Annotated in this window: 11 protein-coding genes and 1 tRNA gene; 3 read left to right on the top strand and 9 right to left on the bottom strand. The window is 61.5% G+C overall.

Annotation, left to right across the window (positions count from 1 at the left end):
• Positions 1-65: 65 nt before the first annotated feature.
• The 4 genes from DW195_RS08420 to DW195_RS08405 all read right to left on the bottom strand — a co-directional run bounded on the left by DW195_RS08420 (position 66) and on the right by DW195_RS08405 (position 3,323).
• The gene (locus tag DW195_RS08420) at positions 66-1,571 is read right to left on the bottom strand and encodes a nicotinate phosphoribosyltransferase (protein ID WP_118206445.1); all 1,506 of its coding nucleotides are present in this window, start codon (positions 1,569-1,571) and stop codon (positions 66-68) included.
• A gap of 84 nt (positions 1,572-1,655) precedes the next feature.
• Entirely contained in the window at positions 1,656-2,096 is a 441-nt protein-coding gene (locus DW195_RS08415) for a hypothetical protein (protein ID WP_117646360.1), read from the bottom strand.
• Between the two features lie 64 nt (positions 2,097-2,160).
• Positions 2,161-2,233 (bottom strand) — tRNA-Ala (locus DW195_RS08410).
• 151 nt (positions 2,234-2,384) lie between these two features.
• Positions 2,385-3,323, bottom strand: coding sequence for a radical SAM protein (locus DW195_RS08405; protein ID WP_117646361.1), 939 nt, complete (start codon positions 3,321-3,323; stop codon positions 2,385-2,387).
• A gap of 524 nt (positions 3,324-3,847) precedes the next feature.
• Here DW195_RS08405 and DW195_RS08400 point away from each other — a divergent pair.
• Positions 3,848-5,047 carry an MraY family glycosyltransferase gene (locus DW195_RS08400; RefSeq protein WP_118206444.1) on the top strand — a complete coding sequence of 400 codons (1,200 nt, stop codon included), beginning with the start codon at positions 3,848-3,850 and terminating at the stop codon, positions 5,045-5,047.
• A gap of 161 nt (positions 5,048-5,208) precedes the next feature.
• Positions 5,209-6,258, top strand: coding sequence for a tryptophan--tRNA ligase (trpS, locus tag DW195_RS08395; protein ID WP_089572045.1), 1,050 nt, complete (start codon positions 5,209-5,211; stop codon positions 6,256-6,258).
• Between the two features lie 331 nt (positions 6,259-6,589).
• Here the strand turns inward: trpS and DW195_RS08390 are convergent, their stop codons facing one another.
• From DW195_RS08390 to pckA, 5 genes are all read right to left on the bottom strand, one after another.
• A complete protein-coding gene (locus DW195_RS08390) occupies positions 6,590-6,910 on the bottom strand; it encodes an MGMT family protein (RefSeq protein WP_089572047.1) in 321 nt (106 codons plus the stop codon).
• A 79-nt stretch (positions 6,911-6,989) separates the two neighbouring features.
• Positions 6,990-7,844, bottom strand: coding sequence for a DegV family protein (locus tag DW195_RS08385; RefSeq protein ID WP_117641033.1), 855 nt, complete (start codon positions 7,842-7,844; stop codon positions 6,990-6,992).
• A gap of 119 nt (positions 7,845-7,963) precedes the next feature.
• A complete protein-coding gene (locus tag DW195_RS08380; protein WP_022093866.1) occupies positions 7,964-8,413 on the bottom strand; it encodes a MarR family winged helix-turn-helix transcriptional regulator in 450 nt (149 codons plus the stop codon).
• A 173-nt stretch (positions 8,414-8,586) separates the two neighbouring features.
• Positions 8,587-9,306: a B3/4 domain-containing protein gene (locus DW195_RS08375; protein WP_117583756.1), complete on the bottom strand. Its 720-nt coding sequence runs from the start codon at positions 9,304-9,306 to the stop codon at positions 8,587-8,589.
• 227 nt (positions 9,307-9,533) lie between these two features.
• Positions 9,534-11,204, bottom strand: coding sequence for a phosphoenolpyruvate carboxykinase (ATP) (gene pckA, locus DW195_RS08370; protein WP_199576348.1), 1,671 nt, complete (start codon positions 11,202-11,204; stop codon positions 9,534-9,536).
• Positions 11,205-11,556: 352 nt separating this feature from the next.
• Between pckA and DW195_RS08365 the strand changes: the two genes are divergently transcribed.
• Positions 11,557-13,137, top strand: a complete 1,581-nt coding sequence (locus DW195_RS08365; RefSeq protein WP_233540849.1) for a lipopolysaccharide biosynthesis protein — start codon at positions 11,557-11,559, stop codon at positions 13,135-13,137.
• Positions 13,138-13,146 lie beyond the last annotated feature (9 nt).

The following is a 13,146-nucleotide window of genomic DNA, read 5'->3' as shown; positions in this document are numbered from 1 at the left end:
AACTGTTCAGCGAACGGCCGAGCTGGCGGCCAAGGGAGCGTGACTCGCCCCTACCGCCCAAGGAATTAGTGAGCCCAGGGAAAGGCAGAAGCCGCGGCCATGTTCTTACGCACGAGCTCGTCGCGCACCTGAGCCAGGCCCTGCTCCATGCCCACCACATAGGTCTGCGGGTACAGGAAGCGCTTGAAAGCTGCGTCCAGATGATCGAGCGCCCAAGCACAGCGCTCGCGCGCGTCCTGGATGCTCTCACGCGGAGCCACCGCACTGCCATCGCGCACGATCGGCACCAACAGCTCGCGATACTCAAGTTCGGACACGTCGGTCACCAGGGCGGCATCGTTCACGGCCACGAGGGTATTGCCGCGCGCGGCGCCCTCCCCCGCCAGATGGTCCTCGTCGTAGATCATGTCGCAGACCGGGCCGCCAAAGCCGTCGTAATAACGGCGCACGCGTTGCACACCCGGGATCGTGCGCTTGTAGGGCTGCTCGGAGAGCTTGACAACCGGCGTCCATGGATCTGCCTCGCTCGCACGGCGGGCGGAAAGCTTGTACACGCCGCCCAGCGCCGGCTGGTCGTAACAGGTCGCAAGCTTGGTACCCACGCCAAAGCTGTCGATGGGCGCGCCCTGGTCGAGCAGCGACTGAATCGTGTACTCATCCAGATCGTTGGAAACCGAAATCCCCACATAGGGCAGGTCCTCGGCATCAAAACGGCCGCGCACATACTTGGAGAGCTTGGCGAGGTCGCCGGAGTCGATGCGAATGGCCGACAGGCGCTCGCCCACCGCCTCCATCTCCTTGGCAACCGTAATGGCATGTTCACAGCCCTCGCGCACGTCATAGGTGTCGATGAGCAGCGTACAGTTCTTGGGGCTCGACTTGGCAAAGGCGCGGAAGGCCTCGAGCTCGGAATCGAAGCTCATCACCCAGCTGTGCGCATGCGTGCCAAAGACGGGAATACCGTAGCGGCGGCCGGCGAGCACATTGGACGTAGAGGAGCAGCCGGCAACGTAGCTCGCGCGCGCGACGGCCAAGCCGCCATCGGGACCCTGAGCGCGGCGCAGGCCAAACTCGGCAACGGGACGGCCGTCCGCCGCCAGCACCACGCGCGCCGTCTTGGTGGCGACAAGCGTCTGGAACCCAACGATGTTGAGCAGCGCCGTCTCAAGCAGCTGGCACTCCAGCGCGGGGCCGGTGACGCGAACCATGGGCTCGCGCGAAAAGACGAGCTCGCCCTCGGGCACGGCGTCGATGTTTACATGCGCACGAAAATCGCGCAGGTAGTCGAGGAATCCAGGCTTGAACATCGCGCCGCCGGCCGGGGCCTGGAGCGAGGCGAGGTAGTCGATATCCTCGGGCGTAAAGCGCAGATTCTCGACCAGCTCGGGCAGTTCGGCGGTGCCGCACATGACGGCATAGGCGCTGCCAAAAGGATGGTCGCGGTAAAACGCGGTAAAACAACCCTGCTCATTGGCCTTGCCGCTCTCCCACAGGCCCTGGGCCATAGTGAGCTCGTACAGATCGGTGAGCATTGCAATGTCGGTGGGATGCGAGATGTCGGTCAAAGCCATGGGGCGACCTTTCGGATGCGTTGTGCAGAGGTTGAGGGTTGGAAAAGGGCAGAGTGTTCGGGCATGGCACCCAGCGCGAATGGGCTAGAGCAGGCCCATGCTGGTCAGGATCGTGTAGCCCATAAAGATGACAAACGCGATGAGGGCAAGGACAATGATGATTTTTTGAGCCGGCGCCATGCCAGGGATCTCGTTCTCGCCCGTAGGCTCCTTGGAGGTAACCATGCGCTTGGCAAAGGTCATCTCGTCACGGCTCGGCTTGGGCTCGACGGACTTGGAACGAGCGACCTTTTTAGGCTGAGGTTTAGGTGCGGTGGGCGCGGGCTTCGCGGCGGCGGGCTTGGGCGCGGGGGCGACGTTCGCGGCGGCCTCCTCGGCCTTCGCACGCTCGGCACGCAGGGCGGCCAGCTCCTCACGCTCGCGGCGTGCCTCTTCCTGGGCCTCGCGACGAGCTTTCTCGGCGCGGAGCTCTTCCAACTCGGCGCGTTCCTCGGCAGACAGTGGTTGGGACTCAAGCTTGGCCATGGTACAGCCCTTTCTTTTAAAAAAAGCCGCCGACACAATGTCAGCGGCTTATCAAATCCAAGGGTGGAGACGAAGGGAGTCGAACCCTCGGCCTCTGCCATGCGACGGCAGCGCTCTCCCAACTGAGCTACGTCCCCAAGACAAGTTGATATTTTACCTACGGCTCGCCAACTGTCAACGCCCAATACCCAGTCTTTTTGGGACGCGGCTATTTTGACAACTTTTCGAGCAGGCGATCCTCTCGATGATTTTTTAATCCCCGTCCCAGAAAAATCATCGGCGAGCGCACTACTTTGCGCTGGTGAGGACGCCGGTGGTGTCGAACGCCGGGGTGAAGCTCTCGTCTACCGCTCCGCCTTCTTGCCAAAACATCGTCGTAAAGCCCAGGTCGTCGGCATGGTCGAGCACCTGCTCGTACTCCTCGCGCGTCACGGCGCGCGCCAGGTCGCCGCCTTGTTCGCACATGAGGGCATTGGGCGTGTACTGGTTCATGACCGAGATCGGCACGTCGCCCACCGTCTGCCACACCAGGTCCAACACGCGGCACGAATCGTCCGCATGCCCCGGCAGCACCAGATGACGCACGATTATGCCGCGCCTCATGAGCCCGTCCTTGTCTACCAGCTCTCCCCCGCGGCGCTCAATCTCGCGCGCCATCTGGGCCAGACCCGACACGGCCACGCGCGGGTAGTCCTTAATATGAGAAAGCGACTGCGCAAGCCCGGCATCGGCATATTTAAAGTCCGTAAGCCACACGTCGACCAGGTCGCCCAGCGCTGCCACGGCACTCGCGCGCTCGTAACCACTCGTGTTGTAGACAATTGGGATGACCAGTCCGCGCTCCCGAGCTGCGGCAATCGCGGCCGGCAGCAGGTGAGCATAATGCGTCGCCGTCACCAGATTGATGTTATTGGCACCTTGGTCCTGCAGCTCCAGCATAATCTCGACCAGGCGCTCGGGCGAAATCTCAAGCCCAAAATTGCCCGTCGAGATCTCGTGGTTCTGGCAATAGATACATTTGAGCGAGCAGCCGCTAAAGAAGATCGTGCCCGAACCGGCCTCGCCCGAGATAGGCGGCTCCTCCCACATATGAAGCGCCGCGCGGGCCACCTTGAGCGTGTCATCGGCACCGCATACGCCGTGCGCACCCTCGTCGCGCACCGCACCGCAACGGCGCGGACACAAATGGCAGGCGGGCGAAAAAAGTTCGGTCAACGGCGTCGGCATAAAAACATGCTCCAAAACAACGATTCAGCAGCTCAAACGTAAAGGGACCAACCGCACAGACGGCTCGAGCCCAAGGCGCCGTAATCGTCCGACACGATTTTTGTAATGTCAAGACTGGAATCGATAAAGTGCCGCTTTATGATGTAGGTATTCCGCCCCCCGCGGAGCAACTGGGTGAACCGTCGCGTTTATTTAGGGAGCCCACACAGTCGTACCTAGTACAGGTATCCTTCGTTGTTAAGGACGCTGGAACAGTCGATGAGGGCACCCACCTGTTTTAGGTGGGTTCATTTTCGTAACGTGGGGGGTGGTTTTTATTTGCCGAAAACCACCATTACAGCCCATATGGATCCCCGCCGGTATCCCGACAATCCATCGACAACATCCCAATATCTGGTAAGCGCGTGATTATCGCTGCGTGCAATTCCATGCACCCCCCTTGGTCGAGTATCATGGTTCGGCTATGCCCTTTGCGCTTAGCAACCTTTGACCTTTTCCTTCGACGCTTGGCGGTTTTTAGATTCATGGCTTCATCCCCGAGCTACATACCGTATCTATGCGTGGCAGCGGCGGCCTTTATCACGACCTTCCTCACGGTGCCCCTGGTCAAGCGCTTGGCAATTAAGCTCGACGCCGTCGACTATCCTTCTAAGCGCCGCATCAACACCAAGCCCATCCCGCGTTTGGGCGGAACGGCGGTGTTTTTGGGCCTGGTCGTTGCCTGTATTGTGCAAATCCTAGGCACCTGGTACCTGGGTTGGCCGCCCGTTTTGGTGCCCCACCCCCGTCTGCACATCAGCTACCCCATACTTGCGCTTTCTTTTACCGTCATCTTTGCGACCGGCGCTATCGACGACGTCTTCCAGCTCAAGCCCAAGCAAAAGCTAGCCGGACAGGTCCTCGCCGCGCTTATCGCCTGTATCGGCGGCCTGCGGATCGGCGTCATCGTCAACCCGTTTGCCCCCGGCGAGATCATGCTCGGATGGCTCGCCTACCCCATCACCGTGATCTATCTGGTGGCATTCACCAACATCATTAACCTCATCGACGGCCTCGACGGCTTGGCCACGGGCATCTGCGGCATCGCGTCGTTCACCATGTTTTCGATGGCCGTTCTCTCGGGCCGCATCGACGCCGCCGCGCTCTCCATTGCGCTCTTTGGCGCTTGCCTGGCCTTTTTGCGCTACAACTTCAACCCCGCAAGCATCTTCTTGGGCGACTCGGGGTCGTTGCTTCTGGGCTTTGCACTGGGCTCCATCTCGCTGCTCAACGTGAGCCGCACCGCCGCGCTCACCTCGCTTATCATCCCGCTCATCGTTGCCGGCGTGCCCATCATCGACACGTTTAGCGCCATCGTGCGCCGCAAGCGCGCCCACATTAGCATCGGGCAGGCCGACAAGGGCCACATCCACCACCGCCTGATCCAAGAGGGCTACAACCAAAAGCAGGCAGTGCTCCTCATCTACGCCTGGTGCATCATGCTTTCGGCCGGCGCCGCCGCGATTAACCAGGTCGAGGTGCCCATGCGCGTGCTCATCTTTACCGTACTCGCCATTGGCTCGGCGGCCTTTGCCAAGCACCTGCACCTGTTTGAGCCCGTGCTGCGCCACCATTACAACAAGCGCACGCACGAGAACGAGCTCGTCACCCCCGACGATCCCGCCTTTAAGCAGGAGGAGCAGGCGGCAGAAGAACGCAGGGAGGAGCGCCACCACAGGCGCTAGGGTAAGCTGCCGAGGCTGCGCCCAGGCGCCGCCGGCCAAACGCGCAGCCACGCCGCGCCCATCGCACATGCCGCCGCTCTCCCGCCCCTCGCGTACTTACGCCCCGACCCTCCAATAAACGCGTTATCATCTTGACCCATGAACATACGTTAGGAGCAATCATGCCAAACGAGAACAGCTACGAAGTCGCGCTGCAAAAGAGCAACGCCATTCGCGAGGGCCTGGCCAAAACGCCCGAGAAGTTCACCATGCTCACCGGCGACCGCCCCACCGGCCGTCTGCACCTGGGTCACTACTTCGGCACCCTCAAGGGCCGTGTTGAGCTGCAGAACATGGGCGCCAAGACCAACGTGCTCATCGCCGACTACCAAGTCATCACTGACCGCGATACGACCGAGCACATCCAGGACAACGTGTACAACATGGTCATGGACTACCTTGCCTGCGGCATCGACCCCGACAAGACCATGATCTACGCGCACTCCGCCGTACCCGCCGCAAACCAGCTCATGCTGCCGTTCCTGTCGCTGGTCTCCGAGGCCGAGCTGGCGCGCAACCCCACGGTCAAGGCCGAGATGGAGGCCTCGGGCCACGAGCTCACCGGCCTTCTGCTCACCTACCCGGTGCACCAGGCCTGCGACATCCTGTTCTGCAAGGGCAATGTGGTGCCCGTCGGTCGCGACCAGCTGCCGCACATCGAGCTCACCCGCACCATCGCCCGCCGCTTTAACAACCGTTACGGCAAGGTGTTCCCCGAGGTCGACGCGCTGCTGTCCGAGACCCCGCTGCTGCCCGGCCTGGACGGGCGCAAGATGAGCAAGAGCTACGGCAACGCCATTAACATCTCGATGACCGCCGAGGAGACGGCCAAGCGCATCAAGAAGAGCCAGACCGACTCCGAGCGCATGATCACGTTCGATCCCGAGAATCGCCCCGGCGTGTCCGGCCTGCTTTCAACCGCCGCCATCTGCACCGGCCGTTCCGAGGTCGAGATTGCCGAGGAGATTGGCATGGGCGGCTCCGGCCAGCTCAAGAAGTACGTGACCGAGGCCGTCAACGAGTACTTCGCGCCGATCCGCGAGCGTCGTCAGCGCTATGAGAACGATCTGGACTATGTGAAGGACGTGCTGCACGAGGGCAACCGTCGCGCCAACGAGATTGCCGAGCAGACCCTGGCCGAGGTTCAGGACGCCATGGGCATGGTGTACTAGGCAAAGCGCCTTCGCACAACATAGACGGTGAGGCTGAATCCTCACCGAAACAGGAACAGGCCCGCTGGCAGATAGTTGCCAGCGGGCCTGTTCCCGAAGTACACCGTTGAATCGCACAGAGGGGAGGAATGCGAATCAAACTCAACAGGGCAGGCTTTTTCATCGCCTATTGCCTGCTTCGTTGCTGAAAACAATATAGTTCACCGTGGTTTACTTTGCTGCGACAAACCGCGCCGCCATACCTTCTCCATAAGTTAACCTCGGTAAACCTGCCAAAACCACCACAAAGGGGATAGGCACCTTTGTGGTGGTTTAAGCCACGGCAGAGCCGCTAGAGCCCTGCAGGCCAGCGACAGGCGGCCAAGTCGACGTGCATGTCGTCCTTAAACGCCACACCCTCCCCTAGCAAAAGCTCACGTTGAGCATCGGGACCGCCAAAAGCAAAACCATCGCATATGCGGCCATCGGCAAACACCACGCGGTGACAGGGAATCTCGCCGGGGCGCGGATTGCCATGCAGGGCATACCCCACGTACCGCGCACTTCGTGGACGTCCAGCAAGCAGCGCCACCTGACCATACGTGGCGACCATCCCCTCGGGAATCTGCTCGACCACCTCGTACACCCGCTCAAAAAAGCCCTCAGACGCCATTGCTCGCTCCCTTCCACCCGGAATAGCATAAACCACCACAAAGGTGCCTGTCCCCTTTGTGGTGGTTTTGGCAGGTGGGCTAGTTAACGGGCTGGAAGAAGGCTACGGCTACGGCGCCGGGGCCTACATGGGTGCCGATGGTGGCGCCGATGGTGTGAACGGGCAGTTCGCCCTCGGTGTGGCCAGCCCACAGTGCCGCGCTGTCCTCGATATACTTCTTGAGCACCGCATCCGAAAGGCCCGTATAGCCGAGCGCCAGCGGCATGGAAAAGTCGATGCCGCCCGCCTTTTCGACCTTCTGGTTGAGCAGGTTACGTCCGTTCTTGGAACCGCGCGCCTTGCCCAGCTGCACGATCAGACCGTCCTCGGCAGCCACCACGGGCTTTACGTTGAGCAGCGTACCCACGGCACCGGCCGCAGCAGACAGGCGACCGCCGCGCACCAGGTACTCCAGCGTCTCGAGCAGGCCGATGACGACCACGCGGTCGCGCACGGCCTCGACAGCCGCCGCAACCTGAGCCGCGCCCTGGCCCTCGTCCACCAGGCGCAGCGCATACTCGACCAGCACGCGCTCGCCCAAGGTCACGTTATTGCTGTCCACGACGAACATGTCGCCGCCCGGCGCCTCGGCAAGTGCCGTACGAGCACTCTGGTTGGTGCCCGAGAGCTTGGCGCCCACGGTAATAATCACGGCCTCATCGCCGGCCTCACGCGCTTCGGCAATCGCCTGCGAAAAGGCGTACGGGTTGACCTGACCGGTCTTGGGCAGCTCATCGCGCTCCACAAGCATCTCGTAAAAGCGCTGGTGATCGATGTCGACGCCATCCATATACACATCGGTGCCAAAGGTGACGGACAGCGGCAGAACACGCAGAGCGGGGTGCTCCGCCGGCGACATATCGCTTGCGGAATCGGTAATAATGCGGACGGACATAACGAATCCTTTCTTGCGCAGGTCCCGCGCGGGGAATTTTGACAGCAATGCCCCGGCACGGCATACGCGCCCAAACGGGACTATGCAGTTTTTAATGGGAAGCAAATGCCTTGGCGGCCTTAGATCTCACGCAGGGTGTTGAGAATCGTACGCAGCGACGCATACATCTGCTCGCGCTGCTCCACACCCATAGCCTTACCGGTGGTGTCGAGCACCTCGCGAATGATGCGGTCCGCCTCGCTCATGCTCTCGCCGCCCAGAGCGGTCAGGCGCACCGGGGCACGATACTTAACGGCCGCATCACCCGAGTCGTCGACCTCGACGTAGCCGCCCTCCTCCAGATGCGCGAGCGTGCGCGAGACGGCGGCACGGGTCACGCCTGCCATGCGAGCCAGGTCAGCGCCAGTCAGGCCGTCCTTGCTGCGCTCAAGATAGTACAGGCACATAACGTCGGAGCCCTTGAGGCCCAGCCTTGCGCCCTCGGATGTCTTAATGCGCTGGATCTCCTTGTAGAGCCCGCTGATCAGTCCGACAAAGTCCTCGAAACGTGTCTCGTCGTTCTGCTGCATGGGAGACGACCGCCTTTCGCTTACATGATGCTAACGGGTAAACATCTTAGCCGCACGAGGCAACACCCATACCCAAATATCCCATTTGTTAACCCATCAACATAAAAACCACCACAAAGGGGACAGGCACCTTTGTAGTGGTTTTGACCGGCGAACATGATCCGCAGGCGTCGCTACAGTTCCACGCAGGGATTGTCGCGGGTCACAAGCGTCTTAACGACAACCGTCGCTCCCAGATAGCGCTCGAGCAACTCGGCGAGACGATCAACGGCAGCCTGGCAATCCCCCATCCGCTCGGGCTCCACGCACTCAATCGCCAGGAATGCATCGGCCGAATCGTCGGACAGCGCCGTGCGAACGCCATCGCGCCAGTTCCAGCAGCGGCATACGGCGCCCGCATCATCGATGTAGGCGAGCTCGCCGGGCAGCGTCGGGTCATCCGTTTCCTCGCCAAGTGGCAGGAACGCATCGCCGCCGTCAGTCACCTTCAAGCGAAGATCCCCCTCAATCGCATGCAGGTCCTCGCCGCCAACGGGCAGCGCGTAGGTCAGCGACACCGTGTTGTAGATGTCCACCGCGGGCGTAATGTGGCCCACCGGTTTGCCCTTGAGCACGCGCTTGAGCAGGCTCTCAATTGAGCAACGCGCGCCCTTTTTGGTCTTGAACAGCCGATAAGCCTCGCGCCATGCCTTGACCGGTGCGTTCTCGCTGATAGTATCGCTGGTCAGATGACGCTCCGCGTCGATATTGGCGCGGTCGAGCAACGCCGCAATCGCGTCCACGTCCTCTTGAGGAATCTGAGCCGCGGGCTTCATGCCCTTTACGACCACAACACCGACAGCCGCCTGCGGAAACAGCTCCCAAAACGAATCCTCGGCAATAAAGCTCTTCATGTGCTCTCCCTTCATAGCATGCGCCCGAGCCCGGGTGCCTAAACAAAAAGTGCCCTTACGACGGCCACCTTCAAAGTCCTACGGTGCCGCCACAAGAGCGCTTACGCTGCCCCCATCCGGAGAAGGGAGCGATATGTCAGGCGTATTGTAACCCGAGTCATCCGCGCGAGTAAAACCACCACAAAGGTGCCTGCCCCCTTTATGGTGGTTTTGGGTCTGAGGCGACGCTAGTGGCGAAGTCCCAGCAGGCCGTGGCCGCGATGACGGGCGTCGGCGTGCACCTGAGCATGCGGACCGGCGGCCTTGACGGATTCGGGCAGGTGCGAGTACTTCTTCTCGAAGTTCTCCTCGAACATCACGGCCAAGTTGTGCGCGGCCTCGTCGTAGCGAGCGGTGCTCTGCCAATACTGGCGCGGCACCAGGATGCCGTCGGGTACGCCGTGGCACGTGGTGGGAATGTCGACGTTAAAGATGTCGTCGTGCACGAACTCGCTGTCCTCGATGGTACCGTCGAGGGCGCGGGCCACCAGGGCGCGCGTGTAGGCAAGCTCGATGCGATGACCCACGCCGTAGCCGCCGCCGATCCAGCCGGTGTTGACCAGGTACACACGCGTGCGGCCGTCGGCGATGCGCTCACCGAGCATCTTGGCATAGACCATGGGGTCGAGCGGCATAAACGGCTCGCCAAACAGCGAAGAGAACGTGGGCGTGGGCTCGGTGACGCCGACCTCGGTGCCGGGGATCTTGGCCGTAAAGCCCGTCACAAAGTGATACATGGCGGAGTCGGCCGTCAGGCGCGAGATGGGCGGCAGCACGCCAAAGGCATCGCAGGTCAGGAAGAGCACGACGCTTGGAGTGGTGCCCATGCCCTTGGTCCACGCGTTGGGAATGTGCTCCACAGGGTATGCCACGCGCGTGTTGTGCGTGATCGAGATGTCGTCGTAGTTGGGCTTGCGGTTCTCGTCGAGCACCACGTTTTCGCAGATCGCGCCAAAGCGGACGGCGTTGAAGATCTCAGGCTCGTGGAACGCGTCCAGGCCCTCGCATTTGGCGTAGCAGCCACCCTCGATGTTGAAGATGCCCATGTCGGACCAACCGTGTTCGTCGTCGCCGATCAGCAGGCGCGTGGGGTTGGCCGAAAGCGTGGTCTTGCCGGTGCCGGAGAGGCCAAAGAACACGGCGGTCTCATGCGTGACGGGGTCCATACTGGCCGAGCAATGCATGGGCAGCACGTCGTCCTCGACGGGCAGCAGGTAATTCATGACGCTGAAAATGGACTTTTTGATCTCGCCGGAGTAGCCGGTGCCGGCGACCAGAATCACGCGCTCCTGGAAGTTAATGACCACGGCGGCGCTGGAGTTGAGGCCCTTGATGGCGGGATCGCACTGGTAGCCCGGCGCGGCGAGCACGCAGAAGTCCGGCTCGCCGGTGCGTGCGATTTCACGGGCAAGCGGGCGGGCGAGCATCTGCTTAATAAAGAGCGCCTGGCTGGCACGCTCGCAGGCGACAAGCAGACGACGCGTATGGTTGCGGTCGGCACCGGCCATACCGCGAGTGACGAACACGTCGCGCTCGTTGAGATAGTCGACGATGCCGGCCTTGATGGCCTCGTAGCTCTCGACAGACAGCGGGCGGTTGACGGCACCCCAGGCAATCTTGTCGTGAACATCGGGGGTGTCAACGATAAAGCGGTCGTTGGGCGAGCGGCCAGTGCGCTCCCCCGTCTCGATCACCAGCGCGCCGTTGGAGGCCATACGACCTTCGTTGCGACGGATGGCGTGCTCGACGAGCTCGGCTGCCGGCAGGTCGACCAGCAGGCGGGGCTGGTTCTCGGCAGGATCTTCGACCAGCGTAATGCCAAAGTTGGACAGAACTTCTGCAGGGGTAACACCTGGCATGGGGCCTCCTTTAAAAGCGCGACACGTGGACGAGGCGCGCACTTTACTCACGTAAAGCCCGTTGTACCCGATATGCAAAAACGTTTTTGCGGCAACGGCGAAGCGCCCGCCCAACGGTCAAAAATCGCACGCAAGCGGCCTAGTCGTTAGGGACACTCTTGAACAGGCAACAACCAAGGAGCGACCCCGGATGCCGGCACTTAGGGACGTTCCCAAAGTGCCGGCACATAAGGAACGTCCCCAAATGCCGTCTACTGAATGGCGCCGCCGAAATTATCGAACAACCTGTTCAAAAACACGAACGAACACCGTCGCGTCTATACTAGAGCGCAGCAATAGAAAGGACTCCGCTTTGAGCATCACGCCCATCGATAGCATTCGCCGCGCCATCGCCCGCCGCAATGGCGTCGCCGACCCCGCCGTAGCGGGCAGCGGCACCGCAAGGGCCCAGGGCGGACGCATCGAGAACGGCCTGTTCCCCGCATCGCACACCGCCGAGGAGCTCGCACGAATCCAAGAGCTAAGCCAGCGTAACGCCGGCGGTCCCGACAGCAGCCAGGCCACACGCCGTCGCCGCGAGCGCGATCGCCAGCCCGGCCCCATCCACCGCATGGTCAATGCCTGGTGGAACCGCCTGCTCGGAGCCGTCTACGGCGGCGGCTTCTCCACGCAAGAAGCCGAGTACGAAGATCACGCCACCCGTCGCGACTACCTTTGGAATACCCTGGGCACCGCCGTGTGGGGCATGGCGTTTCCGCTGCTCACCATCGTGTCCACACAGCTCGCGGGCGCCGAGGAGGCTGGCAAGTTCTCCATCGCCTTTGTCACCGGCACGCTCATCATGATCGCGTGCAACTACGGCGTGCGCAACTTTCAGGTCTCGGACATCGACGAAAAGACGTCCTTTGCCTCTTACCAGCTCAACCGCTGGATCTGCGGAGCGCTCGCGCTGGCATGCGGCCTCATGTACAGCAGCGTCCGCGGCTACGACGCGCAGATGGCGACGATCGGCCTGGGCGTCTACCTGTATAAGGTGATCGACGGCGTGGCGGACGTATACGAGGGCCGCCTGCAGCAGGCCGATAAACTCTACCTGGCTGGCATGAGCCAAACGCTACGCTCCGTCGGCGTCATCGTGGTGTTTAGCGCGGCGCTGTTCCTCACGCGCAGCATGCCCATCACGGCCATGGCCATGGGTGTCACCGCCATCGCCTCGCTCGTGCTGGTCACCGCGCCGCTCGCCCTGCTCGAGACCGAGAAATCGCGCCGCGTGAGCCTACGCGAGGTCGGTCACCTGTTTGTCCAGTGCGCTCCGCTCTTTGGCGCACTGTTCCTGTTCAACCTCATCGAGAGCATGCCCAAGTTTGTGATGGAAGGCACGCTGGCCTACAAATATCAGCTGTACTTTAATGCCCTGTTCTTTCCGGCGCAGGCTATTTTGCTGAGCATTGGATTTATCTATAAACCGCAGCTCCTGCGCTTGTCGAGCATTTGGGCTAATCCTCGCAAGCGTCGTCGCTTTGACCTGATTATTGTTGCCGTTATGGCGCTGATCGTGGTCATCACCGGCGTGTGCGCCGCATTTATGGCAGGTCCCGGTATTCCCCTCATGAGCTTTATGTACGGCCTCAGCTTTGAACGCTACCGTACGCCGGCGCTGCTGATGGTCGTCGCCGGCGGCGTAACCGCGGCCATCGATTTTATCTACGCCATTATCACGGTGCTGCGCCACGCTGGAGACGTCACCAAGATCTACCTGATCTGCTTCGCCGTAAGCGTGGTGCTGCCGGTGATCCTGATTAAGCTACTGGGTCTGATGGGCGCTGTGGTGAGCTACCTAGCCATCATGGCCCTACTCCTGGTGCTGTTGATTGTCGAATACGCCCACATTCGCCAGCGCATAGAACGCGACCGCAACCCGTACGGCGCCTAATTCGAATCA

Source organism: Collinsella sp. AM17-1, assembly GCF_003470665.1.
Classification (GTDB): domain Bacteria; phylum Actinomycetota; class Coriobacteriia; order Coriobacteriales; family Coriobacteriaceae; genus Collinsella.
Note: the sequence above shows the minus strand (reverse complement) of the source record. Positions and strands in the feature narration are given on the sequence as shown.

Excerpts from the sequence above, each read along its gene's own strand:
- DW195_RS08420 (WP_118206445.1), bottom strand. The coding sequence starts at position 1,571 with ATGGCTTTGACCGACATCTCGCATCCCACCGACATTGCAATGCTCACC.
- DW195_RS08415 (WP_117646360.1), bottom strand. The coding sequence starts at position 2,096 with ATGGCCAAGCTTGAGTCCCAACCACTGTCTGCCGAGGAACGCGCCGAG.
- DW195_RS08405 (WP_117646361.1), bottom strand. The coding sequence starts at position 3,323 with ATGCCGACGCCGTTGACCGAACTTTTTTCGCCCGCCTGCCATTTGTGT.
- DW195_RS08400 (WP_118206444.1), top strand. The coding sequence starts at position 3,848 with ATGGCTTCATCCCCGAGCTACATACCGTATCTATGCGTGGCAGCGGCG.
- trpS (WP_089572045.1), top strand. The coding sequence starts at position 5,209 with ATGCCAAACGAGAACAGCTACGAAGTCGCGCTGCAAAAGAGCAACGCC.
- DW195_RS08390 (WP_089572047.1), bottom strand. The coding sequence starts at position 6,910 with ATGGCGTCTGAGGGCTTTTTTGAGCGGGTGTACGAGGTGGTCGAGCAG.
- DW195_RS08385 (WP_117641033.1), bottom strand. The coding sequence starts at position 7,844 with ATGTCCGTCCGCATTATTACCGATTCCGCAAGCGATATGTCGCCGGCG.
- DW195_RS08380 (WP_022093866.1), bottom strand. The coding sequence starts at position 8,413 with ATGCAGCAGAACGACGAGACACGTTTCGAGGACTTTGTCGGACTGATC.
- DW195_RS08375 (WP_117583756.1), bottom strand. The coding sequence starts at position 9,306 with ATGAAGAGCTTTATTGCCGAGGATTCGTTTTGGGAGCTGTTTCCGCAG.
- pckA (WP_199576348.1), bottom strand. The coding sequence starts at position 11,204 with ATGCCAGGTGTTACCCCTGCAGAAGTTCTGTCCAACTTTGGCATTACG.